This window comes from Uliginosibacterium flavum (genome assembly GCF_040566545.1).
Classification (GTDB): domain Bacteria; phylum Pseudomonadota; class Gammaproteobacteria; order Burkholderiales; family Rhodocyclaceae; genus Uliginosibacterium; species Uliginosibacterium flavum.
In genome coordinates, this window is the sequence record NZ_JBEWZI010000002.1 from 214,860 (window position 1) to 241,625 (window position 26,766).

30 protein-coding genes are annotated in these 26,766 nt (G+C 62.8%); 22 read left to right on the plus strand and 8 right to left on the minus strand.

All coding sequences use genetic code 11. The features are described 5' to 3' along the window. The first annotated feature begins 20 nt into the window (after positions 1-20). From ABXR19_RS02645 to ABXR19_RS02730, 18 genes are all read left to right on the plus strand, one after another. The gene (locus ABXR19_RS02645; protein WP_354599532.1) at positions 21-1,142 is read left to right on the plus strand and encodes an MGDG synthase family glycosyltransferase; all 1,122 of its coding nucleotides are present in this window, start codon (positions 21-23) and stop codon (positions 1,140-1,142) included. Next, positions 1,139-1,645 (plus strand): hypothetical protein, encoded by a 507-nt coding sequence (locus ABXR19_RS02650; protein ID WP_354599533.1) that lies wholly within the window; start codon positions 1,139-1,141, stop codon positions 1,643-1,645. The genes ABXR19_RS02645 and ABXR19_RS02650 overlap by 4 nt, the downstream gene beginning before the upstream one ends. Positions 1,646-1,890: 245 nt before the next feature. Continuing rightward, positions 1,891-2,175, plus strand: coding sequence for a phosphopantetheine-binding protein (locus tag ABXR19_RS02655; RefSeq protein WP_354599534.1), 285 nt, complete (start codon positions 1,891-1,893; stop codon positions 2,173-2,175). After that, positions 2,175-2,825, plus strand: coding sequence for a COG4648 family protein (locus tag ABXR19_RS02660; RefSeq protein ID WP_354599535.1), 651 nt, complete (start codon positions 2,175-2,177; stop codon positions 2,823-2,825). The genes ABXR19_RS02655 and ABXR19_RS02660 overlap by 1 nt, the downstream gene beginning before the upstream one ends. 6 nt (positions 2,826-2,831) lie before the next feature. Next, on the plus strand, positions 2,832-4,163 hold the full coding sequence (locus tag ABXR19_RS02665) for an AMP-binding protein (protein ID WP_354599536.1): 1,332 nt from the start codon (positions 2,832-2,834) through the stop codon (positions 4,161-4,163). Next, complete coding sequence (locus tag ABXR19_RS02670; RefSeq protein ID WP_354599537.1) at positions 4,163-4,453, plus strand: ApeI family dehydratase; 291 nt, start codon at positions 4,163-4,165, stop codon at positions 4,451-4,453. Before ABXR19_RS02665 ends, ABXR19_RS02670 begins: the two co-directional genes overlap by 1 nt. Next, entirely contained in the window at positions 4,450-5,376 is a 927-nt protein-coding gene (locus ABXR19_RS02675; RefSeq protein WP_354599538.1) for a lysophospholipid acyltransferase family protein, read from the plus strand. The genes ABXR19_RS02670 and ABXR19_RS02675 overlap by 4 nt, the downstream gene beginning before the upstream one ends. Further along, positions 5,366-5,950 carry a LolA-related protein gene (locus tag ABXR19_RS02680; RefSeq protein ID WP_354599664.1) on the plus strand — a complete coding sequence of 195 codons (585 nt, stop codon included), beginning with the start codon at positions 5,366-5,368 and terminating at the stop codon, positions 5,948-5,950. The genes ABXR19_RS02675 and ABXR19_RS02680 overlap by 11 nt, the downstream gene beginning before the upstream one ends. Continuing rightward, the gene (locus ABXR19_RS02685) at positions 5,947-8,304 is read left to right on the plus strand and encodes an MMPL family transporter (protein ID WP_354599539.1); all 2,358 of its coding nucleotides are present in this window, start codon (positions 5,947-5,949) and stop codon (positions 8,302-8,304) included. Before ABXR19_RS02680 ends, ABXR19_RS02685 begins: the two co-directional genes overlap by 4 nt. Continuing rightward, positions 8,288-9,028, plus strand: coding sequence for an alpha/beta hydrolase-fold protein (locus tag ABXR19_RS02690; RefSeq protein WP_354599540.1), 741 nt, complete (start codon positions 8,288-8,290; stop codon positions 9,026-9,028). The genes ABXR19_RS02685 and ABXR19_RS02690 overlap by 17 nt, the downstream gene beginning before the upstream one ends. Beyond that, on the plus strand, positions 9,025-9,825 hold the full coding sequence (locus tag ABXR19_RS02695; RefSeq protein WP_354599541.1) for a polysaccharide deacetylase family protein: 801 nt from the start codon (positions 9,025-9,027) through the stop codon (positions 9,823-9,825). The genes ABXR19_RS02690 and ABXR19_RS02695 overlap by 4 nt, the downstream gene beginning before the upstream one ends. Before the next feature lie 10 nt (positions 9,826-9,835). After that, a complete protein-coding gene (locus ABXR19_RS02700) occupies positions 9,836-10,561 on the plus strand; it encodes a class I SAM-dependent methyltransferase (RefSeq protein WP_354599542.1) in 726 nt (241 codons plus the stop codon). A gap of 282 nt (positions 10,562-10,843) precedes the next feature. Further along, entirely contained in the window at positions 10,844-12,034 is a 1,191-nt protein-coding gene (locus ABXR19_RS02705) for a beta-ketoacyl-[acyl-carrier-protein] synthase family protein (RefSeq protein WP_354599543.1), read from the plus strand. Next, positions 12,031-12,825 (plus strand): beta-ketoacyl synthase chain length factor, encoded by a 795-nt coding sequence (locus tag ABXR19_RS02710; RefSeq protein WP_354599544.1) that lies wholly within the window; start codon positions 12,031-12,033, stop codon positions 12,823-12,825. Before ABXR19_RS02705 ends, ABXR19_RS02710 begins: the two co-directional genes overlap by 4 nt. 5 nt (positions 12,826-12,830) lie before the next feature. After that, entirely contained in the window at positions 12,831-13,262 is a 432-nt protein-coding gene (locus ABXR19_RS02715) for a hotdog family protein (RefSeq protein ID WP_354599665.1), read from the plus strand. A 10-nt stretch (positions 13,263-13,272) separates the two neighbouring features. After that, entirely contained in the window at positions 13,273-13,992 is a 720-nt protein-coding gene (gene fabG / locus ABXR19_RS02720) for a 3-oxoacyl-ACP reductase FabG (protein WP_354599545.1), read from the plus strand. Positions 13,993-14,058: 66 nt separating this feature from the next. Continuing rightward, entirely contained in the window at positions 14,059-14,430 is a 372-nt protein-coding gene (locus tag ABXR19_RS02725; protein WP_354599546.1) for a YggL family protein, read from the plus strand. A 331-nt stretch (positions 14,431-14,761) separates the two neighbouring features. Beyond that, a complete protein-coding gene (locus ABXR19_RS02730; protein WP_354599547.1) occupies positions 14,762-15,385 on the plus strand; it encodes an outer membrane beta-barrel protein in 624 nt (207 codons plus the stop codon). A gap of 88 nt (positions 15,386-15,473) precedes the next feature. On the opposite strand, the gene ABXR19_RS02735 is transcribed toward ABXR19_RS02730, so the two are convergent. The 8 genes from ABXR19_RS02735 to ABXR19_RS02770 form a co-directional block, all read right to left on the minus strand. Continuing rightward, positions 15,474-16,247, minus strand: coding sequence for a class I SAM-dependent methyltransferase (locus ABXR19_RS02735; RefSeq protein ID WP_354599548.1), 774 nt, complete (start codon positions 16,245-16,247; stop codon positions 15,474-15,476). Next, positions 16,244-17,011: a glycosyltransferase family 2 protein gene (locus ABXR19_RS02740; protein WP_354599549.1), complete on the minus strand. Its 768-nt coding sequence runs from the start codon at positions 17,009-17,011 to the stop codon at positions 16,244-16,246. The genes ABXR19_RS02735 and ABXR19_RS02740 overlap by 4 nt, the downstream gene beginning before the upstream one ends. Before the next feature lie 3 nt (positions 17,012-17,014). Continuing rightward, positions 17,015-17,782, minus strand: coding sequence for a lysophospholipid acyltransferase family protein (locus tag ABXR19_RS02745; protein ID WP_354599550.1), 768 nt, complete (start codon positions 17,780-17,782; stop codon positions 17,015-17,017). A gap of 5 nt (positions 17,783-17,787) precedes the next feature. After that, on the minus strand, positions 17,788-18,630 hold the full coding sequence (locus ABXR19_RS02750; RefSeq protein ID WP_354599551.1) for a MipA/OmpV family protein: 843 nt from the start codon (positions 18,628-18,630) through the stop codon (positions 17,788-17,790). Beyond that, on the minus strand, positions 18,627-19,637 hold the full coding sequence (locus tag ABXR19_RS02755; RefSeq protein ID WP_354599552.1) for a chorismate transformation FkbO/Hyg5 family protein: 1,011 nt from the start codon (positions 19,635-19,637) through the stop codon (positions 18,627-18,629). Before ABXR19_RS02755 ends, ABXR19_RS02750 begins: the two co-directional genes overlap by 4 nt. Then, positions 19,634-20,887, minus strand: coding sequence for a beta-ketoacyl-[acyl-carrier-protein] synthase family protein (locus ABXR19_RS02760; RefSeq protein ID WP_354599553.1), 1,254 nt, complete (start codon positions 20,885-20,887; stop codon positions 19,634-19,636). Before ABXR19_RS02760 ends, ABXR19_RS02755 begins: the two co-directional genes overlap by 4 nt. Next, complete coding sequence (locus ABXR19_RS02765; RefSeq protein WP_354599554.1) at positions 20,880-21,119, minus strand: acyl carrier protein; 240 nt, start codon at positions 21,117-21,119, stop codon at positions 20,880-20,882. Before ABXR19_RS02765 ends, ABXR19_RS02760 begins: the two co-directional genes overlap by 8 nt. Before the next feature lie 294 nt (positions 21,120-21,413). Then, a complete protein-coding gene (locus ABXR19_RS02770; RefSeq protein WP_354599555.1) occupies positions 21,414-22,199 on the minus strand; it encodes an exodeoxyribonuclease III in 786 nt (261 codons plus the stop codon). A gap of 32 nt (positions 22,200-22,231) precedes the next feature. Here ABXR19_RS02770 and pyrE point away from each other — a divergent pair, with 32 nt between their 5' ends. From pyrE to dapF, 4 genes are all read left to right on the plus strand, one after another. Next, a complete protein-coding gene (gene pyrE, locus ABXR19_RS02775) occupies positions 22,232-22,870 on the plus strand; it encodes an orotate phosphoribosyltransferase (protein ID WP_354599666.1) in 639 nt (212 codons plus the stop codon). A 2-nt stretch (positions 22,871-22,872) separates the two neighbouring features. Continuing rightward, on the plus strand, positions 22,873-23,478 hold the full coding sequence (locus tag ABXR19_RS02780; RefSeq protein WP_354599556.1) for a hypothetical protein: 606 nt from the start codon (positions 22,873-22,875) through the stop codon (positions 23,476-23,478). Between the two features lie 19 nt (positions 23,479-23,497). Beyond that, a complete protein-coding gene (locus ABXR19_RS02785; protein WP_354599557.1) occupies positions 23,498-25,612 on the plus strand; it encodes a molybdopterin-containing oxidoreductase family protein in 2,115 nt (704 codons plus the stop codon). Between the two features lie 302 nt (positions 25,613-25,914). Continuing rightward, positions 25,915-26,745 carry a diaminopimelate epimerase gene (gene dapF, locus ABXR19_RS02790; protein ID WP_354599558.1) on the plus strand — a complete coding sequence of 277 codons (831 nt, stop codon included), beginning with the start codon at positions 25,915-25,917 and terminating at the stop codon, positions 26,743-26,745. Positions 26,746-26,766: the final 21 nt, after the last annotated feature.

A 26,766-nucleotide genomic window follows, 5' to 3' on the forward strand; every position in this document is an offset into this window, starting at 1 on the left:
AGAACAAAGACCACAGATCCATGACCCGAAAAATCCTTCTCCTGAGTGTTTCCGCCGGCGCCGGCCATGTGCGCGCTGCCGAGGCGATCCGCGCGAGCGCAGCCCTGAGCGGCGAGGCGCTGGAAGTGCGCCATCTGGACGTGATGGATTACGTACCGGCGGGCTTCCGCAAACTGTATGCCGACACTTATCTGAAGTTGGTGGCGAAGCTGCCGGCGCTGTGGGGTTATCTGTATCAATCCAGCCACGAGGCCAAGCCGGACAGCACGACCGAAAAGATCCGCCGCAGCGTGGAGCGCCTGTCGACACGGCCACTGCGCAAGGAGATCGCGGCCTTCGCGCCGGACGCCATCGTGTGCACGCACTTCCTGCCCGCCGAGATGCTGGATCGCATGCTGCGTCAGGGTGATCTGGCCTGCCCGGTGTGGGTGCAGGTCACCGATTTCGACTTGCACCGCATGTGGGTGCATGAACACATGCGTGGCTATTTCGCGGCCAACGAGGAAGTGGCCTTCCGCATGCGCGCGGCGGGGATTCCGGCGACCAACATCCATGTCACGGGCATTCCGATCATGCCGGTATTCGGCGAGATGCTGGAGCGCCAGATCTGCGCCGCCGAATACGGGCTGGATCCGGCGCGCACCACGGTACTGCTGATGGGCGGTGGCGCGGGCATGGGCAGTCTGGATACAGTGGCGCAGAGCCTGCTGCAAATCGGCGGCGATTTCCAGCTGATCGTGCTGGCCGGGCGCAACGTCGCCGCGCTGGAAGCCTTGCAGACGCTGGCCGCGCAGCATCCCGGCCGGCTCGTCGCGCTGGGCTTCACCGACAAGGTGGAGCGCCTGATGAGCTGCGCCGATCTGGTGATCACCAAGCCGGGCGGTCTGTCGACCTCGGAATGCCTCGCCAAGGGGCTGCCGATGATCCTGAATGCGCCGATTCCGGGACAGGAAGAACGCAACGCCGACTACCTGCTGGAGCAAGGCGTGGCGTTGAAAGCCTGCGACGCGGTGACGCTGGAATACCGCGTGCGCCTGCTGCTCGAAAACCCGGCCAAGCTCGCCGACATGCGCAACAAGGCGCGGGCGCTGGGCCGGCCGGATGCCGGCAAGCAGGTGCTGAAAACGGTGCTCGGCCAATGAGTGCCGAGGTACCACGCAATGGCCGCGCGCTGCTCCTGACGCTGGTCTGGGTCGCGCTGCTGGCGCTGTTCTTCGCCGAAGTCGAAATCCAGATCGAAGGCGCCGCCGGCTGGGCCGCCAATCTGCCGACCTGGCGCATCGAGCAGCACTGGCTGCTGGACATCTTCTGGGGCGGGCGGCCGATGACGGGTTATCACGCCTGGGTGTTCTCCTTCATGGCGCTGATCTTTCACTTTCCGCTGTTCTTCTTCGCGCACTGGTCTTGGCGCGCCGAAGCGCGGGTGATTGCCTGCATCCAGATTTTCTGGATCATCGAAGACTTCCTGTGGTTCGTGCTCAATCCGGCTTACGGCTGGGCGAATTTCAACCCGGCCCATGTGCCCTGGCACAAGCACTGGCTGGCCGGCGCACCCACCGATTACTGGACTTTTCTGGGCACTGGCGCGGTGCTACTGGCGCTCTCCTGCTGGCCTGTGCGTGCGACGAAAGCCGGCCGAGGCTAGGCGGCGTGCAAGCGCCGGGTTCACACCGACCTGCCTGAAGAGCCGCTCCCACATTGCCTGTACAGATACCCTTGGCGCAGAACAAGGCGCAGCGCGGCTCTTCGGGGCACATCCGTAAAAGTCACGAACGTGACTTTTTGCGCAGTTTTCGCCCGAAAACCCGTGAAAGGCTTAGCAATCAGACGGCTGGCGCTGCCGATTGGCTATAATCCCGCAGCTCAGACCAACCCGTATTTCATTCAAGCATGACTCAAGAACACGCCACACCCGATGCCGCGCTGGAGCGCGAAGTTGCCACGATGATCGTTTCCGCCCTCAATCTGGACAGCAATCCAGACGAGATCAAGGCCGAAGACGCACTTTACGGCGAAGAAGGCCTCGGGCTGGACTCCATCGACATCCTGGAAGTGGCGCTGGTCATGTCCAAGCGCTTCGGCTTCCAGCTGAAGGCCGACAGCGAAGACAACTTCCGCATCTTCGGCTCACTGCGCAGCCTCGCCGAGCACGTTGCCGCCCACCGGACCAAGTGATGGCCGCCAAGCAGGTGCTGCGCTGGGGTTTCGGCGCGCTGTTCGGTGCGGCCTACCTGTGGCTGGGGCATCAAGCCGCCATCGCCAATGATCCGCCGCTGATCAGTCTGCTCATCGGGCTGGCCCCGCTGAGCACCAGCGCCGTCGTGCTGGCCTGGCATTCACGCTCGGTCTGGCTACAGAGCCTGTGTGCGGCCTGCCTGCTGGGCATGTTGCTGAATCTCGATTTCCTGCGCAGCAATACCGCTTGGGTTTACTACATTCAGCACGCGGGCATGCACACCATGTTGGGCATCATGTTCGGGCGCACCCTCGGCAAGGACGATGCGACGGCACTATGCGCGCGCCTGTCGAGCATGGTGTATGCGCCGCCACTGGACGCCCACCACCTCCGTTACGCCAGGAATGTCACCGTGGTGTGGACCCTGTATTTTGCGGGCGCCATGGTGATCTCTAGCCTGCTGTTCTTTTTCGGCCCGCTCACGCTCTGGTCAGTGTTCGCCAACCTGCTGACGCCCGTGCTCATCGGCGCGATCTTTGTCGTTGAATACCTCACGCGCCGGGCGGCCCTGCCCGGCCTCAAGCACGTCAGCATCGCCCATAGCATTCGCCTTTACCGCGAGTATTCAGAGCGCAGCAACAAAGACTGATCCGTCATGCAGACTCTGCCACTCCTGCCCGAGCTGCCCGATCACACCACCGTTGCCAGTCGGCACGGCCAAGCGATCTCGCGCGCGCGTTTCTTGCGCGACGTGCTGGCACTGGCGGATCGCCTGCCCGCCGGGCGACCGCTGCTGAATCTGTGCAAGGACCGCTACCTGTTTGCCATCGGCCTGTTCGCTGCGATTGCGCGCGGCAATCTGAGCCTGCTGCCGAACGCCACCACGGCCGAAAATATCGCTGCACTACGCGCCCGTGAACCGGATCTGTTGTGCCTGAGCGATCAAGCCGAGGCGCCCTTCGGCCTGCCCCACCTGCCACTGGCTTTCAATCCAGACACGGCCCCGGCGACCACCGCCACAATGCCGCAGATCGACGCAGAACAAACGGTCGCCTGTGTGTTCACCTCTGGCTCCACGGGTGAACCACAAGCGCACTTCAAACATTTTGGCCGCCTCGTAGCTATCTCGCTGGCCGAGGCCGAACGCCTCTGGACCGTCACCGGCGGGCCCTGCGCAGTCCTCGGCACAGTGCCTTTCCAGCACATGTACGGACTGGAATCCACGGTCTTGCTACCCCTGATCGGCGGTGGCATCCTGAGTGCCGAACAACCCTATTTCCCGGCAGATGTGAGCACGGCGCTAACCGCGCTACCGGCCCCTCGCCTGCTGGTGACCACGCCCTTTCATCTGCACAATCTGCTGGATGCCGAGATCGGCATTCCGCCGCTCGCAGCCCTGCTCTCGGCCACAGCGCCGCTCGCGCGCGAACTTGCCCAGCAGGCCGAAGCCCGCGTCGGCGTGCCAATGCTGGAAATCTACGGATCGACCGAAACCGGTCAGCTGGCCACCCGCCAGCCCACACAGAACGAAGCCTGGACGCTGTTTCCCGGCATCCACCTGCAGCAGCAAGATGCCGCAACCACAGCCAGCGGAGCGCTGGAACAGGACATTGTGCTCGGTGACGTGCTGGAACTGCTCGACGCCACGCACTTTCACCTGCTCGGACGCGGCTCCGACATGATCAACATCGCCGGCAAGCGTAGCTCGCTGGCTTTTCTGAACAATGTCATCCTGCGCCTGCCAGGCGTGCGAGATGCAGCCTTCTGCCTGCCGCATGAAGGCGAAGCCAGCCGCCTCGCAGCCTTCGTGGTCGCCCCCGGCATCAGCACGAAAGACATCCTGCACGGCCTGCGCGCCTGGGTCGATGCGGTCTTCCTGCCGCGTCCGATCATTTTCCTCGACACCCTGCCGCGCAACGCCACCGGCAAGATTCCGGCAAGCGCAATGGCCGCATTGATCGCCGAACATCTGGAGCCCGACGCCTGATGCCAACGCTGGAACTACTGATTCCCGCCGATCACCCTGCCTTCGCCGGCCACTTCCCGGGCCGGCCCATCGTGCCCGGTGTCGTGCTGCTGGATCAGGCGCAATTGCTTGTGGAAGCAGCCAGCGGATTGCGTGTCAACGGTATCGCCGTGGCCAAGTTCCTCAGCCCGGTCGGCCCCGGCGAGGCCTTGTGGCTGGACTACGAGAACTCGGGCCGTTTCGAAATCCGTGCCGCTGAACGCAAGATCGCCAGCGGGCGTTTTACCCTGCAAGATCCAGAACAAACATGAGTACCGAGAGCAGTGCTCACAAACCCGAATGGATGCAGCGCGAGGAGCGCGGCAGCGCGTTCTGGCTGCGCGTGATGAGCGTCCTGTCGCTGCGCCTCGGGCGCCGCGTCACTCGCCCCATCGTGTATGGCATCGCCCTGTATTTCCTGTTTGCGGCGCCCGCCGCCCGCCGGGCCTCGCGCGACTATCTGGGCAGAGTGCTCGGCCGGCCGAGCACCTGGCTGGATGGCTATCGCCACATCCTGAGTTTTGCCAGCACCATCCATGACCGCTTCTACCTGCTGAATGACCGAGAGGACGACTTCAAGATCCGCTGGTTCGGCGCCGACACCCTTCACGCCCGCCACGATCGCGGCGATGGCCTGTTCCTGTTCGGTGCGCATCTGGGCAGTTTCGAGCTGATGCGCACCCTGGCCCGCGCCCATCCCCAGCGCACGGTGTGCATGGCGATGTACGCCGACAACGCGCGCCAGATCAACAGCACGCTGGCAGCAATCAATCCGCGTGCAATGCAGGACATCATCCCGCTCGGCCAGCTCGACTCGATGCTGCTGGTTCATAACAAGCTGGAGGCCGGCGCGATGGTCGGTATTCTGGCGGATCGCGCGACGGGAACTGACAGCTATCAGAGCGTGTCTTTCCTTGGCAAGCAAGCCCACTTCCCGACAGGCCCCTTCCGCATGGCGGCGATGCTGCGTCATCCGGTGTTCTTCATGGCCGGTCTGTACGCTGGCAGCAATCGTTACGACGTACACTTCGAGCTGATTGCAGATTTTTCAGAGCTTCACCGCGATCAACGTGACGCTGCGATCCGCAACGCGATTGGAAACTACGCGGCGGTGCTGGAACGGCACTGTCAGAAGCATCCGTATAACTGGTTCAATTTTTACGATTTCTGGAAATCCGCCCGTGATGATGCCTGATCTTTTCCGTTGGTCTGTCGCCCTGCTGATAAGCCTGTTCATGGCCAGCAGCCAGGGGGCCGAGTGGCAAGTCAGCGAGCTGATGCAACTGCTCGCCCAGAACAAGAGCGGCCACGCCAAATTCGTCGAGAAGAAATACATCGGCATCGTCGAGGGCGCCGTCGAATCCTCGGGTGAGCTGTTTTTCACCGCGCCGGATAAACTCGAAAAACGCACCCTCAAACCGCGCACCGAAAGCATCACGCTGGAGGGTTCGCAGCTGATCATTGAGCGCCCCGGCAAGCAGCGCCTGAGCCTGAACCTGCAGAATTATCCGGAAGCCGCCGCCTTCGTCGAAAGCATTCGCGGCACCCTGGCCGGTGACAAAACCGCGCTGGAGAAAGTGTACAAACTTTCACTCAGCGGCAACGCAGACAAGTGGCAGCTGATCCTGCTGCCGCAGTTCTCGCGCATGTCCGATCTGATCACACGCATCCGCATCATCGGCAGCCGTGCCGATGTGAGCCGCATCGAATTTGACCTGGCCGACGGCGACCGCTCCGAAATCATCGTCACCCAGATGGTGCAACCATGATGCGGCGCACCCGTCTGGCCACGCTCGGGATGTGGATTGCCAGCCTCGTCGCCTGCGTGCTGGTGATTACGCACACGCGCTTCGTCTCGGATCTATCGGCCTTCCTGCCGCAGGCGCCAAATGCGCGCCAGCAGATGCTGGTGGAGCAGCTGCGCGACGGCATCATTGCGCGTCTGGTGATGGTCGGCATCGAAGGGGCGGACGCCACCGAACGCGCACGCCTGTCGCGTGATCTGGCGGCCAGCCTGCGCGCGAACCCAGCCTTCATCGGCGTGCAGAATGGCGAAGCCGCCGTGCTGGCACGCGATCAGGCCTACTTCTTCGACAACCGCTACCTGCTCAATGCCGATGTCACGCCGCAGCGCTTCACCACCGAAGGCCTGCGCGAGGCCATTGGCGCCTCGCTCGACGCACTCTCGGGCGATGCCGGACTGATGCTCAAGCGCCTGCTGGCGCGCGACCCGACCGGCGAAACCGTCGGCCTGCTCGAACAGTTTGCCGGCGACAGCCAGCCGCGCTCACTCGAAGGCGTGTGGGCCGCGCGTGACGGATCGCGCGCCCTGCTGCTGATCCAGACCGCCGCTGCCGGATCGGATACCGATGCGCAGGCCGCCGCAATTGCCAATATCCGCAGCGCCTTCGACCAGCTCCCGGATCGGCAGGCCGACGCCCGCCTGGTGATGAGTGGTGCCGGCGTGTTTTCAGTGTCCTCGCGCAACACTATCGAGAGCGAAATCAGCCGTCTCGCCCTGGCCGGCACACTGCTGGTAGTGTGCCTGCTGCTGGCAGTGTATCGCTCGCCACGCCTGCTCATACTGGGTTTGCTGCCGGTCGCCTCGGGCGCACTGGTCGGCATTGCGGCAGTCAGCCTAGGCTTCGGGCATGTGCACGGCCTGACCCTGGCCTTCGGCACCACCCTGATCGGCGAGTCCGTTGACTACTCCATTTACCTGTTCATCCAGCGCGCCGGCGGGCGTGATCCGCGCAACTTCTGGCGCATCATAGGCTTGGGCGTACTCACCTCCATCGCCGGTTTCGCCGCGCTGCTGTTTTCGGGCTTTCCGGGTCTGGCGCAGCTGGGCCTGTATTCGATCAGCGGTCTGGTCGCCGCCGCACTGGTCACGCGCTTTGTCCTGCCGCTATTGATGCCGCAACAAATCGCGCTGCGCGATCTGTCCGGCATCAGCGGTTTCCTACAGAACCTGTTCAAGCATGCCCACCGCCTGCGCCTGCCTCTGGCCATTGTGCTGATCGCCGCCGCCGGCCTGCTGTGGAGCCGTGGCGATTCGATATGGAGCCGCGAGCTCTCGTCGCTGAGCCCGGTATCAAAAGCCGATCAGGATCTGGACCACGCCCTGCGCGCCGACATGGGCGCACCGGACATGCGCTACATGGTGGCCTTCACCGCCAAAGAACAGGAAACCGCCCTGCAAGGCGCCGAGAAACTGGGCGCCGCCCTGCAAACCCTGATCGCACAAAACGTGATCGGCGGTTTCAGCTCGCCGGCCTTCGTCCTCCCCAGCCAGGAGGCCCAAGAGGCGCGCCGGATGGCGCTCCCCGAAGAGGCTATCCTGAAAAACAATCTGGGCGCAGCTCTGCAAGGCATGCCTCTGAAGGCCGAGCGTCTGAGCGGCTTTCTGACCGATGTCGAACGCACGCGTGCCCGCGCGCCGCTGGCCCGCGCCGATCTGAATGGCACCTCATCGTCCTTGCTGGTCGATTCGCTGCTGGTCAAACGCGCCAACGACTACCTCGTGCTGCTGCCGCTGCGCGCCACGGGCAGCGGTCCGCAGAGCGAGCTGATCGACACCGCCCGCGTCGATCAACTGCTGGCTGGCAGCGGCGTTGCCGGCGCCACGGTAATCGACCTGCTGGAGGAATCCACCAGCCTGTACGCCGGCTATCTGCACGAAGCGCAACAACTCGCCATCTGGGGCGGCCTGATTATCATCGTGCTGATGCTGTTCGCTTTGCGTTCGCTGCCACGCGCCCTGCGCATCACCGCTCCGCTGGTCTGCGCCGTGCTGTGCGTGGCCGCCTTGCTCGCGCTGGGCGGGCGCCAGATGACCATTCTGCATCTGGTCGGTTTGCTGCTGGTGATGGCCGTCGGCTCGAACTACGCCCTGTTTTTCGACAGCGGCGCACAAGAAGGCGGTACAGACGCCGAGCGACGCCAGACCCTGGTCTCGCTGGTCGTCGCCAACCTGACCACGGTATCCAGCTTCGGCCTGCTCGGCTTCTCGCAGGTCTCGGTGCTGTCGGCCTTTGGCACCACCGTCGGCCCCGGCGCCTTCCTCGCGCTGATTTTCTCGGCGATCCTCGCGCGCAAGCAAAACCATGCGCACACTGACTGACGCGCTCGCCACGCGCCCCGACACGCTGCTGGTGCTGCTGCCCGGCGCGGAAACGGTGCTGGAGGATTTCCAGCGCTACGGTTTCATCGATGCCGTACGCAGCCGGGGCATCGCGGTCGACATCCTCGCGGCGGACCTGAATTACACCCACGTCATGGCGCGCACGGTGGTCAGCACCTTGCACGTTGAAGTCATCGTGCCTGCACGTGCCGCCGGCTATCGCCACATCTGGCTCGCCGGCATCTCGCTGGGCGGTCTGAATGCGCTGCTGTATACCAGCACGCATGCGGAGGAACTGGCCGGCATTCACCTCATGGCGCCCTACCCCGGCACCGGCGACATCCTCGCCGAGATCCGCGCCGCCGGCGGGCCGCAGGCCTGGTTCGGAACAACGGAATCACTACAAGGCGATGAACGCGTGTTCTGGCGCTGGCTGGTCGAGCAGGCCGCCGCCGGATCGCCGCTACCCGTGTCCTTCAGTTGCGGCAGCGAAGATCGTTTCGTCCGCAACCAGCGTCTGCTCGCCAGTCTGCTGCCCGCGGAGCGCGTCGAATATCTGCCCGGTGGGCACGACTGGCCGACCTGGCAAGCGCTGTGGGCATCCTGGCTCGACGGGCTACCGTTTTCCTTGGGGTGCGCAATGCGCACCGATCACGCCAACGGTGCGCATTGCGCACCCTACGAAGATCCTCGCCCAGCGGGCTTCTCCGGAGATGCATCGTGAACAAGCCCGCCTGGCGCTCCTCTCCGTTCATCTTGATCTCCGTGCTGCTGCACGCGGGGGCGATTGCACTGTGGATTTTCCTCCCGGCAAGCTGGCCCTGGGCGCTGGCGGCACTGATCGCCAGCCACGCCAGCGTCGTCATCGCCGGCCTGCTGCCGCGCTGCAGCCTGCTCGGGCCGAACCTCGTGCGCCTGCCCGCCGACGCCATCACCCGCAAGGAAGTCGCCATCACCATCGATGACGGACCCGATCCGGAGGTCACACCGCAGGTGCTGGCAATCCTCGCCGCGCACGGCGCGAAGGCCAGTTTCTTCTGCATCGGCGAGCGTGCGGCCGCACATCCCGAACTGATCCAGGCCATCATCACAGGCGGCCATCGCATCGAAAATCACGGTCAGCGCCACCGCAACCACAGCGCCTTCTTCGGCCCCGCTGGCTGGCTGCGTGAGGTCGGAGAAGCGCAAGCCACACTGGAAGCCATCAGTGGCCAGAGTCCGGGCTATTTCCGTGCGCTGGCGGGTCTGCGCAATCCCTTTCTCGAACCAGTGCTGCAGCAGCTCGGCCTGCGTCTAGTCAGCTGGACGCGGCGCGGCTACGACACCCGCACGAGCGACGCAGACTGCGTGCTGGCACGCTTGACGCAGGATCTGGCGTCAGGCGATATTCTGCTCCTGCACGATGGCAATTCCGCACGCACGCGCAATGGCGAGTCGATCATCCTTGCGGTGCTGCCGCTTCTTCTGGCAACGGTGACGGAGCGCGGCCTCAAGCCTGTTCACCTGCCGACTCCACCTTGAAGCTTTGAGCATGCAACACGTACTGAAAAAACAACTGGTCCGTCTGGCCAGCCAGCCCTTCAAGTCCATAGGACTGATCGATTACTGCTGGGCACGCGGCAAGCTAGGCGGCGATCCGATTTTCGCAGCGCTGCTGAACCAGTCCGTCTTCCCTTCAAATGCCCGAGTCATTGATCTGGGCTGCGGCCGCGGCCTGCTCGCCGCCAGCTTCCTCGCCGCCGAAAAAATGCTGGTGGACGGCCAATGGCCCGCCAACGCCCCGCCACCACCGACAGGTCTGCATTTTCGCGGACTGGAACTGATGGGCCGCGAACCTGAAATGGGCAATCGCGTACTGCAGCCGCTCTACCCCGAGCGCGTGCAGCTGGCTCAGGGCGACATGCGTCAGGCCGACTTCAGCAATATCGATGTCGTTGCCATCCTCGACGCGCTGCACTACATCGACTACCCGGAGCAGGATCGCCTTCTCGACCAGATCCGCGCGGCGCTAGGCCCCGGCGGCCTGTTCCTGACGCGTATCGGCAATACCGAGGGCGGCCTGCGCTTTCGCATCAGCCAGTTGGTCGACCGCTTCATCACCACCGTGCAAGGCCACCGCCTCCCACGCATGTGGTGTCGGCCACTGGCCCAATGGGTGCACATCCTCGAAGCGCGTGGTTTCGACGTACAGACCAAGCCCATGAACGGCGCGAATCCCTTTGCCAATGTGATGCTGGTGGCCCGGGTGCGGGCGTAATCCGGCCCGGCAAGGACTGGCTGCAATTTCCCACGTCCGAACGAAACCCTGAACTCGGCGTCGCTCCCACAATGGCTCGGCGCAGCGGTCCTGGTGCTTGGTTTTTTGCAGGCTCATGCCTGTAGACCCGCTACCCGCCTGCCTTTGCAGCGCCCCTGCCTGAAGATGTCCGCTCGAAGCGAATCTCCGAGCATGTGCCGTAAAAAGATGAATTCGGGCAGATATCCGGGTCACCCCGCCGCATCGGTTAAAATCGCATCAAATTTTAGAACCGGAGTATGCGTGCACGCCTTGCGACTTTCTGCCTTCACTCTGAGCACGGCCCTTGGCACCGGCCTCGCGCCGAATCTGGCTGCGCTGCGCGCCCAGCGCAGCGGACTAGCCAAGCAACACTGGGAAACCGTCGACGTCGACACCTGCATCGGCGAAGTGCCGGGTCTGGACGATTTCAGCGTGCGTGCCGACCTGATGCAATTCGATTGCCGCAACAACCGCCTAGCCCAGCTCGCACTGGAAACCGATGGCTTCAGTGACGCCGTGCGCGCTGCGATTGCACAATACGGCGCGCGCCGTGTCGGCGTGTTTCTGGGCACCAGCACCTCGGGCATCCTCAGCAGCGAGATCGCCTTCCGCCAGCGCGACCCGGTCACTGGCGCGCTGCCCGCTGGCCACGACTATCACCACACGCAGAACAGTTACTCGATCGCCGATTTCGTGCGCCACTATTTCGCCCTGAACGGCCCGGCCTTCGCCGTGTCTACCGCTTGCTCGTCCAGCGCCAAGGTCTTCGGCAGCGCCCAGCGCATGATCGCCGCCGGCCTGATCGATGCGGCGATTGTCGGCGGTGTCGACTCGCTGTGCCTGACCACGCTCTACGGCTTCGACTCGCTGCAACTGGTCTCAAGAGACGCCTGCAAACCTTTCGACGCGCATCGGGATGGCATCTCCATCGGCGAAGCGGCCGCCTTCATCCTGCTCGAAAAAACCGAAGTACGGCCAGGCGACATCGTGCTGAGCGGCGTCGGTGAATCCAGCGACGCGCACCACATGTCCTCGCCGCACCCGCAAGGCCTCGGCGCCAGTCTGGCGATGCAGGCCGCGCTGGACATGGCCGGCCTCGCCGCCAGCGATATCGACTACATCAACCTGCATGGCACCTCGACGCCCAGCAATGACGCGGCCGAGGACAAGGGCGTCGGCGCAGTGTTCGGCACGCAAACGCCGTGCAGCTCGACCAAGGGCCACACCGGCCACACTCTGGGCGCAGCCGGTGGCGTCGAGGCGATCTTCTGCGCGCTGGCCCTGCAGCACGATTTCGCGCCAGGCGGCGTCGGCACCACCGAACTCGATCTGCAGCTGCACAGCCATTATCTGCTCGCCAACCTCGACGCGCCCATGCATCACACCCTCTCCAATTCCTTCGGTTTCGGCGGCAGCAACTGCAGCCTCGTCCTCAGCAAGGTGGCTGCATGAGCGCGCTGCAACTGTATCTGGATGGCATTGGCCTGTGCGGCCCCGGCATGGCCGGCTGGGAGGCCAGTCGTGGCGCCTTGGCCGGCAGCGCAGAACTCGTGCTGGCGCCCACCGTGCTGCCGGCTGCCGAGGCCCTGCCGCCGGCGGAGCGCCGTCGCGTGGGCGTGCCGATCAAGCTGGCCATGGCCATCGGCTTCGAAGCCGTGCGTCAGGCCGGCGCCGATGCGGCAAACCTGCCCGCAGTGTTTTCCTCCACCGACGGCGACTGCGACAACTGCCACGCCATTCTTGAAGTGTTGGCCTCCGATGACCGCCAGATCTCGCCGACGCGCTTTCACAACTCGGTGCACAACGCGCCCTCCGGCTACTGGGGCATCGCCACCGGCTGCCGCGCGCCCTCCACCAGCCTGTGTGCGTTGGACGCGACTTTCGGCGCCGGCCTGCTCGAAGCCGCCACGCAAGCACTGGCAAACCGCCAGCCTTGCTTGCTGCTGGCCTATGACACCCCTTTCCCCGAACCGCTGGCCAGCCTGCGCCCGATCCCCTATCCATTCGGCATCGCCCTGCTGTTGCGCAGCGAACGCAGCGCCGCGACCTTTGCCAGCCTGAGCATCGAACTTGGCGACGAGGTCACGAATACCTGCGCCGATGCCACGCTGGAAAACCTGCGCCAGAACATCCCCGCTGCGCGTGCCCTGCCCCTGCTGCAAATGCTGGCGCGCGGCGAAACGGGTCGAGTGGTGATCGACTATCTGCAAGGCCTGAACCTCGCCATCGAGGTCGGCGCGTGAGCGCCATGCTGGATCGTACCGCAATTGCCGCGCGCATTCCGCACCATGACGACATGTGCCTGCTCGATAGCGTGACGAGTTGGTCGGACACCCGCATCCACTGCGTTGCGACCAGCCAGACCTTGGCCGACAATCCACTGCGCGCAGCCGGCCGACTCGGCATTGCCAACGGCATCGAATACGCTGCCCAGGCCATGGCCGTGCATGGAGCGCTGACCGCCGGCAAGGATGCAGCGCCGCGCGCCGGCTACCTGACCAGCGTGCGCGAAGTGGAGTTTCACAGCAACCGCCTCGACGGCCACGCGAGCCTCGACATCCACGCCGAGCGCCTGTCTGGCGACGCCAACGCCATGATCTACAGCTTCAGCCTGAGCGCTGCCGGCAGCCTGCTGCTGAGTGGACGCGCCAGCGTGATGCTGGATGCTCAAACCTCATAGGAATCCAAACATGAAACGCGCCCTCGTCACCGGCGGCAGCGGCGCCATCGGCGCTGCGATCTGCCGCAAGCTGGCCGAATCCGGCCTGCACGTCATCATCCACGCCAACAAGAATCTCGCCGCCGCGCAGAGCCTTAGCAGTAGTCTGTGTGCAGCCGGTCACTCCGCAGAGGCACGCCAGTTCGACGTTTGCGACGGCCCTGCCACGCAGGCCGCGCTGGAAGCCATTCTTGAGGCAGGCCCGATTCAGGTGCTGGTCAACAACGCCGGCATTCACGATGACGCAGTCTTCCCCGGCATGAGCCGCGCGCAATGGGACAGCGTCATCGACGTGTCGCTCAACGGTTTCTTCAATGTGACCCAGCCGCTCACCATGCCGATGATCCGCTCGCGCTGGGGCCGCATCATCACCATCTCGTCAATTGCCGGCATCACCGGCAACCGTGGTCAGGTGAACTACGCCGCAGCCAAGGGCGCGCTGCACGCAGCGACGAAATCCCTGGCGCTGGAACTCGCCAGCCGCGCCATCACGGTGAATGCCGTGGCGCCGGGCATCATCACCTCTGATATGACAGAAGACGTGTTCGACGAGGCTACGATCAAACAGCTGGTGCCGATGAAACGCGCCGGCCAGCCTGAAGAGGTCGCCGAACTGGTCGCCTTCCTCGCCTCCGACGCGGCCGCCTACATTACGGGCCAAGTCATTTCGATCAACGGCGGCATGGTCTGAGCCCCACAACACGATAGACTGCGCTCCGCTCGAACGTATTTCGTCGTCACCACAAGGAATCTCTGCATGACCAACCGCCCCGCCCCTTCCGCCACCTGGCTGCGCAACCTGAACCCCCGTCAGCGCAAGAAACTTCGCGTCGGCGAATGGCAGGAGATGGGTTTCGAACTGAAGCTGGTCTTCGCCACGCCGATCAGCGCCGAAGCTTATCTGCCGCTGTGGGATGGTTTTCTGAGCCTCGTCGAATCACGCGATCTGATGGCCGTCGGCCTTGGCGGCAGCTTTCCGCTGACTGAAACCGACGCCTTCGTATGCACCGACGGCCCCGGCTCGGTCAGCGCAGAAGATCGCCAGGTGCTGCTGGACTGGATCCGTGCCCAAGCCGAGATCAAGGAAGCCTCAGCCGGCGAATTGGTGGATGCCTGGTACAGCCTTTAAACAGCACACCCCGAAGAGCCGCACCCAGCCTGCTTCTACAAGCAGGCATGCCGCACAGGAAAGCGGGTGGCGGCTCTTCAGACACCCATGCCATTAATGTAAAAACCGCCCGCCCGTGCAAACTGGCGGGCGGTTTTACTTGCGACTTGCGACTTGCGACTTGCGACTTGCGACGTACAGGCCGCATGAAGCCTTTATACGCTCGTTAAACTACCCTTACGGGCAAGCAAGCAATCCTCTGTCTTGACGCAACAACCACGCCTAAGCCAGCCACTACAATGCGAGCCGCATCGGCATCACGCCCTGCACAAAACAATTGGGGAGTCTGGTTTTGAAACACTTGAAATTTGCGCTGGCAACTGCCAGCCTGATGTTGCTGAGTTCGGTCGCCTCGGCTGAGGTCTATCTGGGGATCGGTGGCGGGATGACGCGTTCGAATGCAGCCGAGCGGCTTGAGCAATCGTTCATTCACGACTCCACGAGCAAGAGGGAGAAGAACGATATCGGCTTCCAGCTCTATGGTGGATATGCATTCAACAAGTTTGTCGCGCTTGAAGCTGATTATGTCGATCTGGGAACCTATGAATTCCGGGGCGCCAACTATGGCTATGACCTCCAACTCTCCCTGAAGGCAAAGGCCTACTCATTGGGTGTGGTTGGAACCGTACCACTCACCGACAGCATTGGTCTGGACGGAAAACTCGGTATCGCCAGGGTGTCGCAGACATTTCACTGCACGCTCAACTGTGGCAACGTATCCGACACAACGAACGTCAGTACGACTGGCGTGCTTGCCTTGGGCGCACACTGGGACATGACCAAAAACTTGCGGCTGCGCGCCAGCTATGAACACTTTGGAGGCACAAAATACCGGGCATATGACAACGCCGGGGAGGAAGTTTCCAAAACCGTGGACTATGGCCTGCTGTCGGCCGGCATTGCAGTGCGCTTCTGAGCCAGACCCTCTTCGTAAAAACGCCCGCCAGAGTCGATCTGGCGGGCGGTTTTACTTGCGACTTGCGACTTGCGACTTGCGAACCAACCTACTCCGGCTTGGTGGCCTGATATTCAGCCAGAATACTCAGGCCCTTGTGCTCGATATGCCGGCGTACATTCGTGAACCCGGCCGCTTCCAGCGTGGCGACGACTTGCTTGGGCGGCACGCAGGCTTCGATAGTGTCCCAGTAATAACGCCAGAGCTGGCGGGTGTTCTGCTTGCGGCCGACGACCAGCGCCAGCAAGGGCACGAAGCCTTTCATGTAGATCTTGAGCAGGAACTTGCCCCAGGCGCTTTCGGGGCAGGTGATCTCCAGCAAGCACAACTTGGCGCCTGGCTTCAGGACGCGATTGAATTCGCTGAAGGCCACCGATAGATCACTGATGTGGCGCAGGGCGTAGCCCATGCTGAGGAAGTCGAAATGCGCATCCGGGAAGGGGATGGTTTCGGCGCGACCTTCGACCAGCGTCACGCCCGTCGGCACCTTGGCATTGGCCATCATGCCGGGGCTGGGATCAACGCCGGTAACCAGCGTGGCGTCTCCGACGATTTGCGCCGCACCGCGCGCGACCAGACCGGTGCCCACACCAACGTCGACGATACGCATGCCGGATTTGAGGCCGGCGCGCTCCAGTGCTTCGCTGCGGTACTGAACACCGGTGCCGAAGCCGAGAATGTGCTCCATTCGGTCATAGTCTTCAGCAGTGCTGTCGAACATCTCGCGCACGAAACCAAGCCGCGCCTGCTCGTCGGCGTAGTAGTCGGTAAGCGGGACGTGGGGGGCTTGAGCGGCGGCGATTTTTTCGGGGGCGGCGGTCATGAGAGCGTTCCGGTAAGTTTGCGAAAAACAAGCAGGGGCAGACGCAGGATAAAGCCGAACATCAGCCGCGTGTGCATCCAGGTAAGCAGGCGGTTATCCCGCCAGTAATTGAAGTGAGAGACGCCGCCTTCGGCTGCGCTGAGGTATTTGACCGGGGCGGGCAGGTTGATCGGGCGTACACCGCGCCAGGCCAGGCGCACGACGGCTTCGGGATCGAAATCGAAGCGTCGCATCCAGCGCTGGCCACGCATCACCGCGCGCAGCGGGGCGACCGGATAAATGCGGAAGCCATACAGCGAATCGCCGATGCCGCTCCACAATGTTTCGAGATTGGCCCACCAGTTGGAAATCTTGCGGCCCTGCACACGCAGCGCCGGGGCGCTGGCATCAAACACGGGCACGCCGAGAACCATCGCGGCAGGCTGTGCCTGTGAGGCCGCCATAAATAACGGGATCAGTTCGGCGGGATGCTGGCCATCCGAATCCATGCACAAGACGTGAGTGAAGCCCAGTTGCACAGCTTCATCCAGCCCGTGCAACACAGCGGCGCCCTTGCCACGGTTTTCGGGCAGCACCAGCACACGCAAACCTGCATCTGCGACGGTGAGCGTCATCAAGGCTTCTGTCGAGCCATCTGTACTGCCGTCGACCACCACCCACACCGGACTCCACTGGGCGCGCGCCGCACGCACCGTGTCAAACACCGTGGCGCCGGGGTTGTAGCTGGGGATCAGAACAAGGTGAGTAGAGGAAGCGATGGGCATGGCTTATGCAGCAGGGCTTGCAGAGTTCAGTTCAGCCGCAAAATACTCTTGCAGCGTGCGCGTAAAAACTTCGGGATTGGCGGGCGCGTCAAAACGCTGGCCGAGACGGATACGAAAGCGCATGGGCATATCCGGGCGCTTGAACAGCGGCCAGCCCTTGCCGAGAAAATTTGTATCCTGTTCGATGAACACGGTCTGGATCGGCACCCCGGCGCGATGCGCCACATAGGCCATACCGGCCCGAAAATTGTTCAATTCCGGCGCTTGTTCCGTGCGCGTCCCTTCAGGAAACAGCAGCAACTGACTGCCTTGTTTCAACTCGGCCACAGCCAGGTTGATCGAACCGATGAACCAGTCGTTGCGCACATAGCCGGCCAGACGCGATCCGGCACCCCACAGGATATTGTCGAGCAGGCTCGCCTTGAGCACACAAGCAACATTCGGCAGGCGCGAAATCACCATCAAGGCATCCAGCAGGCCCGGGTGATTCGGGGCAATGATCAGCGGGCCGGCATCGCGCAGCGCATCCAGCGCCTTGATGTCAAACCGCCCGACACCGATGAACCCCAGCCAGCCGATATAGAGCCGGAAACCCAGACAGGCGACCCAACGCCCCAACCAGACACCACGCCGACCGCGCACGAGATAGACGAGTGGCAGCGCCGCCAATGTCCACAACACACAGCCGATGGCCAGCGAGCTCAAGCCAAGGCGCAGCGCGAGCCAGGAATGCGCGTGGCGCAGGGGTGCGAAAATACAGGACAACTTCATGATGCTCAGTTGTCGCCCACATCAACCAGTTCGGATGACTGGAGGAAAGACCAGGTCACGCCGAAACCGTAGGTGATATACGAAGAGCGTTTGACCAGCGGGCTGTTCTCGAACACAGCCCCATGCAAATTGTCATAACGCGCATAGGCGCCGACCCAGGTCTTGCCGAATTTACGCGACAAAGAGGTCAGGAACTGCATCCCGGCATACCCACTGCGGGCCTGGTAAGCCGGGCGGTCGGCGCGCGCATATTCCTCGTCAACCGTATAGAAATAGGCATTCTGACGCCGATCCGCAAACATCGGCCCAGCCACCAGACCGAGGTTCCAGCCTTCTTTCGATCCGGCTGGCATGCCCAGTCCGACAAAATCGATATTCAGTTTGGGCGAGAACACCCAGCCCGCGGAGCGCGGATTGCTGCGCGCCTCGATCGCCGCACGCAGCGGCAAGCGCAGATCAAGGCGGGTGTTGTCCGCCTCGTTACGCCACAGATTGAAATCCAGCGAGGGGCCGAATTCGATCATCGGCTTGATGTCGGGCATGCCTTCGCGCGCGACGTTATTTTTGCTGCGTACCGGCGGCGTGGCGCCCAGACTCAGATTCAATTCCGCCTTGTCGGAATCAAACAGGGTGGCGCGCACGCCGTTGCGATCCGCCTTGAGCCATTCCAGGCGATAGGCCACATAAGGGAAGGGCAGCAGGTAATTGCGCGTTTCGTCCGAGCCGCGATAGTCCGGCATGCTCACGCCACCCACGCCCATACCCACTTCCCAGCGCGGCAGTTGCTCGGCGTGCACAGGCAAGGCCAGCGCCAGAAGACCCAAACCCAGGCAGCGAAGTGCGTTCATTTCAAGTCCTCATCCCGAAAGCCAAAGGCCTCGATCTCCACCAGCAACTCTGCACGGCAGATATCTGCCTGCAGGTAAATCACATCCAGCGCCTCACCCAGCACGGCGTTCAAAACCTGCGCTACCGCCGGCATGTCCTCCGGATGACGCACAAAAACCTTGAACACCAGATCGCGGCAGGAGAAGCCTCTGATCGCCGACTGCAGATTGGCCTGTTCGACGATTACCGCAACATTGTGCAAAGTCTCTTCAGTCTGCGCCCGCACATCGCCCGGATGCAGGCTCTCGTGCCCGACGATGCTCGCTGTCCCGGAGATGAACAAAACCTCCTGCCCCGGCAGCGTCAGTAAACTGGCGCGCGAGAAAGTCGGGCTGCGCGGACCATAACGCTCAGGGTACAGATAAGCGCTGAGCTGGCGCGGATTTTCAATCGTCTGTGGCGCGAAGCGCGAGGCGAGAAAATACAAGACGATATCGCCCGACGCCGTGCCCAGCGCACAGGCCGAAGGCGAACCCACCAGCCAGGTCTGATTCGCCGCGATGAAGGCATCTTGCCGACCAATATTGAACTGGCGGTAACGCTCCAGCCCGCCACCATCCAGATTGATGCGTGGCAGGTAATTCCAGCAGCGCGCCAGATAGGGAAAGCCAGTGCGCTGCAAAACCTCGAAGACCGCCGCATAAGCAGCCTGACTGACCTGCTGCAGGGCGCTGCAATCCTCACGCGAGACAAAATCGGCTTCACGCAGGCTGATGCTTCCAAAGAGCAGCTGGGCGTTATGTCGATAGCTCAGCGCACCAGACTGTCCTACCTCGAAAGGCCCAGGCGAAAGCCAGGTGGTATAGGTACTGCCACCGGCCGGCAGAAGTGGCAGCGGCGCGCCAATGGCGGCGGCGTCCTGCAGCAAAGGCACGCCGTACAGCACCGACCCGAGCAAATCGGCGCCCGCATCACGCGGCGCCAGATCCTGAAGATCGAGCAAGCGGGATGGGTGCTGGATACTCACGACAGCGCCTTAAATGCCAGCACGGCATTGCTGCCGCCAAAGGCAAAGGAGTTCGACAGCGCGGCTTTGAGCGGCACACCGCGCAAGCCCTTGCCCATCACATGACGCACGCCCTGGCAGTCTGGCGACACCTCGTCGAGATGCGCCGTCGGCGGCACTTCACCCCGAGCCAGCGCCAGCACGGTGATCAAAGCCTCCATCGCACCGGTGGCACCCAGCAGGTGACCATGCATGGACTTGGTGGCACTGACCAGCAGGTTTTCCGCGTGCGCGCCAAAGATCTGACGCAAGGCTTCGATCTCGGTCGGGTCGCCCTCGCGGGTGGCCGTGCCGTGGGCATTCACATAGCCGACCTCACTCGCATCCAGGCCGGCTTCACGCAAGGCCAGCCTCATTGCGCGGGTCTGGCCGTAAGCATCCGGCTTGACCAGATGCGTGTGATCGCAACTCTGACCATAGCCGGCCAGCTCGCAGTAAATCCGTGCGCCACGGGCCTGGGCATGCTCCCAGTCCTCAAGCACCAGTGCGGCAGCGCCTTCGCCAAGGACCAGACCAGTCCGCCCAACCTGAAACGGACGGCAGGCACGATACGCCGTCTCTTCATCGCCCTGCCCCACCACACGCATGGCTTCCCAGGCACGCATGACAGAGAAAGACAAAGGCGCTTCCGAACCGCCTGCGACCACCAGCTCGGATTCGCCGGCCTGAATGCGGCGCATGGCTTCACCAATCGACACCGCCGAAGACGCGCAGGCAACCGAATAGGTCAGACAGGAGCTGCCCAGACCGAGATTGATGGCCACATGCGATGCTGCCGCATTGCTCATGGCAAGCACGATAGACAGCGGGTGGGCGCGATCTTTGCCGTGCACGTAAAAATCCGCGTAGCCCCTCTCGAAGGTCAGCGTGCCGCCCACACCGGTTCCCCAGGAGACACCGTATTCATCGGAGCCACCATTTTGACGCGGCAGACCGGCGTCCTCCCAAGCGGAAAACGCGGCAGCCACGCCAAGCTGACTGTAGCGGTCACACACGCCAGCCAAGGGGCGGCCCAACACCGCTTCAGCATCGAAATGCGGACAACTCACCGCTGGCTGAGCCAGGGGCGAAGGCGAAGCGGGATGGTGATAGAGGCGCACCGCAGACTCGCCGCGCATCAGGCGCGCGAAGAAATCCAGCAAGTCGCCACCAAAGGGATTGACGACACCCAAGCCCGTCACCGCCACCCGGCGGCGTGCAGCCTCAGACATTGCTGGCTGGCTTGAGCTTTTCGAAAATGGCAATCAGGTCGCCTACGGTGTCCGGGCGCGGCAAGTCGTCGGGCATGCGCACACCGTACTTGTCTTCCATGTCGAACATCAGATCAAGCAAGGTCAGGGAATCAACGCCAATCTCTTCGAGTCGGCTTTCAAGTGTCACCTCTTCCGGAGGGTTGACGACCCGACGCTTGATGAATTCGCGCAGCAGTTCTAACGTGTCCATGGCAAACCTGTTTACATAAAAGTCGCAAGCGACCCTTGAAGATCCCTTTTGCCCGCATCTGGAAACAGGACAAAGGAGAAAAAGAACGGCATGGCGTGGGCCATATCCGTCAAGTGAAGTTGCGCGATTTTAACCTAGAAAGCGTTCTCGGACGCGCTCAGGCTGGCAGCTCGGGCTGGCGGCAACCCTCACTCAAAAACATCTGCCTGAAGAGCCGCACCTGTAGGCGATCTTCAACGCACATCACTGAAGAGCCAATCTGGGCGCGGCTCTGCAAGCATCGCAAAAACACCCCTAAAACAGGTAATCAATGGTCAGCGGCGCGTGATCCGAAAACCGCTGATCCTTGAAGACGGCCGCGCTATACGCCTGCGCCGCAATCCCCGGCGTCGCCAACTGGTAATCCAGACGCCAACCAACATTCTTGGCCCAGGCCTGACCGCGATTGCTCCACCATGTGTAGCAGGCGTCTGTGGCGTCCGGGTGCAGGCGCCGATAGGCATCCACCCAGCCCGCGTCCAGCTGTGTGCTCAGCCATGCGCGCTCCTCGGGCAAAAAGCCCGAGTTTTTCTGATTGCTTTTCCAGTTTTTCAGATCAATCTCACGCTGAGCGATATTCCAGTCCGCACAAATGATGACCTCACGGCCACTGGCATGCAGTGCGGCCATGCGTGGCGCAAACTCCAGCATGAAACGGAATTTGGCCTGCTGACGCTCTTCAGAGCTCGATCCTGAAGGCAGGTACAAGGAGACCACTGACAGCGGGCCCTGCGGCAAGTCGAAATCCGCTTGGATGTAACGTCCTTCGGCATCAAACTCGGCCACGCCGATACCACTCAGCACCGCGTCCGGCTGACGCCGGGCGTAAATCGCCACCCCGCTGTAACCTTTCTTTTCGGCGCAATGGAAGTAAGCATGCCAACCTGCAGGGTTGAGCATGGCGGGGCTCAAGTCCGCTTCCTGTGCCTTGATTTCCTGCAGACAAACGATGTCCGCATCCTGCGCGGCAAGCCAGTCGTAGAAACCTTTGGTCGCGGCGGAGCGGAGGCCGTTGAGGTTAAGGGTGATGACGCGTAACATTCTTGACGTTTTCCTTGAAATCAGTGATTACCGTGGATTTTAGCCGCAATTTTCTCGCGCTCGCCGAGCGCAAAGGTGCATTGCGCTTTGGTGAGTTCAAAACCAAAGCGGGCCGCCTGTCGCCCTACTTTTTCAATACTGCCCTGTTCGATGACGGAGCGTCCTTCGCCGAGCTGTGCGACTACTACGCCCAGGCCATCCGCGCCTCCGGCATTGCCTTTGACACCCTGTTCGGTCCCGCTTACAAAGGCATCCCGCTAGCCGCCGGTACGGCCATGCAACTGGCCGCGCAAGGCAGCAACATCCCCTTCTGCTTCAATCGCAAGGAAGCCAAGGACCACGGCGAAGGCGGCACCCTGGTCGGTGCCCCGCTCAAGGGCCGGGTCATCGTGGTCGATGATGTGATATCAGCGGGCACCTCGGTGCGTGAATCCGTGGAGATCATCCGCGCCAACGGTGCCGAACTGGCGGGCGTGGTGATTGCGATTGACCGCATGGAACGCGGCACGGGCGAGAAGAGCGCGGCGCAGGAAGTACGCGACGCCTTCAACGTGCCTGTCATCGCGGTGACGAATCTGGACGACCTGATGAGCTTCATCACGACTGACGCACGCCTTGCCGCCTTTTTGCCCGCCGTGCAAAACTACCGGCAAACCTACGGAGTGAGCTGAAAATGAAGCTGCTGCACCTCCTGCTCCCGCTGACCCTGCTGCTGGCTGCAACAGCCCAGGCGCAGACGCGCAGCTTCTGCTGCAACGACGCAAACGGCCGACGCAGCTGCGGTGACAGCCTGCCGCAGGTTTGTTATGACCGTGCCTATGTCGAAATCGTCGGCGGGCGCACCGTACGCGAAGTCGAAGCCCCCATGACTGCCGAGCAACGCGCGAAGAAGAACCTGGAGCTGCGCGCGCAACGCGACCGCCTGGCCAAGGAAGCCGAAGATCGCCGACGCGACCAGGTGCTCCTCGACTCCTATGCCAGCGTCAGCGAACTCGATCGGCGGCGTGACCGCGATGTAGGCAATGTGGAGGGCGAACTGAAAGCCGCCCGCGCCCGCGAAGCCGATCTGCAGGTGCAACTGGCCAAACTCGACAAGAGCCGCCCCAGCAAAGGCAGCTTCCCGAAAACTCTGGCAGATAACATTGCGGTCAACACCTCTGAGCTGGAAGCCATTCGCACCGTCATCAATGCCAAACAGCACGAGATCGATCAGTTGCGCATGCGCTTTGACACTGACCGCAAACGCTATCTGGAGCTGACCGGCGCCTCCGCGCGCTGAGCCGCGAACCGGGGTCGCCATGAGCCTCCCACCTGATCGCCACACCGTCCGCGCCGTCTGTCCGCATGATTGCCCGGACAGCTGCGCGATGCAGATCACGGTAGAAAACGGTCGGGCCATTAAGGTGCAGGGTGCTACCGATGTGCCGATCACGCGTGGCACCTTGTGCGCCAAGGTGGCACATTACGAGGAGCGCACCTACTCGGACCAGCGCCTGCTGTATCCGATGAAGCGTGTCGGCAAAAAGGGCGAAGGCCGCTTTGCCCGCATCAGCTGGGACGAGGCGCTGGACGAAATCGCCGAGCGCTTTGCCAAGCTCGCCGCCACCGACCCGCGCAGCATCCTGCCCTACAGCTACGCCGGCACCATGGGTCTGGTGCAGGGCAGCTCGACGGATCGGCGCTTTTTCCACCGTCTCGGCGCCAGTTTTCTGGATCGCACGATCTGCGCCGAAGCCGGCTTTCAGGGCTACAAAGCCAGTATCGGCGCGACCCTTGGCACTGACCCGGAAGCCTTCGCCAACGCCCCCTACATCCTGATCTGGGGCGCCAATCCGGTCGTCTCCAACCTGCATCTGTGGGCGCGCATCGTTGAAGCCCGACGCAAGGGCGCGCGTGTGGTGTGCATCGACCCGGTGCGCAGCCTGACCGCCGAGAAATCCGACTGGCATCTCGCCCCACTCCCCGGTACCGATGCAGCCCTGGCTTTGGCGATCATGCACGTATTGATTCGAGACGGCCTCTGCGACGAAGACTATATCGCCCGCTACACCACCGGCTTCGCCGCGCTGAAGCGCCGTGTGCACGACTGGACGCCCGAACGCGCGGCGGCAGAAACTGGCCTCACCGCCGCAGCCATCGAACAGCTCGCGCGCGAATATGGTCAAGACGGCCGCCACGCCGCGATCCGCGTCAATTACGGCCTCAACCGTTGCGCCGGTGGTGGTGCCGCGATGCGTGCAATCGCCTGCCTGCCTGCGTTGACCGGCCACTGGCGCTCGCCCCACGGCGGCATCCTGCTGTCTACTTCCGGCAGCTATGGCGTCGACGATCATGCGCTGGAACGCCCCGACCTCTACCCCTACGACGAGCGCTTGCCCCCACGTCACGTCAACATGAGCCGTATCGGTGATGCGCTGCTCGAAGACCGTGATCCGGCCATCCGCGCGATCATGGTGTACAACTCGAATCCGGTCGCGGTGGCGCCAGACTCCAACAAGGTGCGCGCAGGCTTTGCCCGCGAAGACCTGTTCGTGGTGGTGCACGAGTTGTTCCAGACAGATACGGCCGACTATGCTGACATCCTGCTACCCGCCACCAGCCAGTTGGAGCACTGGGACATCCACAAGTCCTACGGCCATCTGAATGTGATGGTGAACGAGCCGGCCATCGCCCCGCTCGGCGAGGCGCGGCCAAATACCTGGGTGTTCCGCGAACTGGCGCACCGCATGGGCTTCAGCGAAGCCTGCTTTACCGAATCCGACGAGGAAATCGGCGCCCAGGCTTTCCGCAAGAGTCATCCACGCAGCGGCAACATCGACATGACCACCCTGCGCACTCAAGGCTGGCAACGCCTCGATGTGCCGACCCCGTTTGCTCCCTTTGCCCAGGGCGGCTTCCCCACACCTTCCGGCAAATGCGAGTTCTATTCCGACACGCTCGCCCAGCAGGGCATCGATCCGCTGCCGCATTTCGTGCCGCCACGCGAAGGCCCGCGCAGCAATCCCGAGCTGGCCGCGAAATTTCCGCTGGCTTTCGTCAGTCCACCCTCGCGCCACTTCCTGAACTCCAGCTTCGCCAACCTGCCCCGCTTCAAGGACGCCGAAGGCCGCCCCTGGCTGGACATGCACCCTCAGGACGCCAGCGCCCGCGGGCTTGAAGACGGCCAGCGCGTGCGCATTTTCAATGATCGCGGCGCTTTTCACGCCACCCTGCGTGTGAATACCGAAGCGCCAGGCGTGCGTCAGAGCGTAGTCAGTGCGCCTTCGATCTGGTGGCAGAAACTCTCCGGCGACGGCTGCAACGCCAACGCCGTAACCTCGCAGGCGCTGGCTGACATGGGTGGCGGCGCGACTTTTTATGATTGTCTGGTAGAGGTCGACGACGACGACGGGCCGCCTGCGGCGGAGTCCTGAGCAATGAGGACTGAGTGCTGAGTACTGAGTACTGAGTGGGCATGCTTGCAAAGCCGCTCCGGCATTGAGTTTTCGGGCAGGTATGCTGCAAAAGCAAGTTGGGCGCGGCGCTTCAGAATGATCGCGTAGCACAGGGCTTATTCGAACAGGCAAGCGCAGCATTCAGCCCCCCCAAGCAACCCTGCGCCGGCGAAGCCGGCGGAAATATCTACTCAGCACTCAGCACTCATTGCTCAGTCCTGCTTTCTCAGTCCTGTTTTTCTCCTCAGCACTGCCGCCACAGGCGGCCATATAATGCAGGCATGAAGCTCAAATTCACCAAAATGCACGGTCTGGGCAATGACTTCGTCGTGATCGACGCGATCAATCAGGCTATCGAAATGACTCCGGAACTGGCGAAGACGCTGGGCGACCGGCGCTTTGGCGTGGGCTGCGACCAGCTCCTGATCGTCGAGCGTCCGACCCAGTCGGGCGTGGATTTCCGCTACCGGATCTTCAATGCCGATGGCAGCGAAGTGGAACAGTGCGGCAATGGCGCGCGCTGTTTCGTGCGCTTCGTGGTCGACAAGCAGCTCACCGCCAAGACCGAGATCCGCGTCGAAACCAAGTCCGGCATCATCAGCCCGCGGCTGGTCGAAGACGGTCTGGTGACTGTGGACATGGGCGTACCGATTTTCGAGCCAGCGCGCATCCCTTTCGTCTCGGATTCCGATGCCGTGGTGCAGCCGTTGGACGTGGCCGGCCAGATGCTGGCGATCACCGCCGTGTCGATGGGCAATCCGCACGCGGTGCAGGTCGTCGCCGACGTGGATACCGCACCCGTCGAGCAACAAGGCCCGCGCATCGAGCATCACCCGCGCTTCCCGGCGCGTGTCAATGCAGGCTTCATGCAGGTGGTGGATCAGCACAACATCCGTCTGCGCGTGTTCGAACGCGGCGCGGGCGAAACCCTGGCCTGCGGTACCGGCGCCTGCGCGGCCGTGGTGGCTGGCATCCAGCGCGAATTATTGCAATCGCCAGTGCGCGTACAAACGCGTGGCGGCGAGCTATCGATTGCCTGGAACGGCCCCTGCGCACCCGTGCTGATGACCGGCCCGGCGGTCAGCGTGTTTGACGGAGAGATAGAGGTCTAAGCCTCCTTTCCCCTCCCCTTT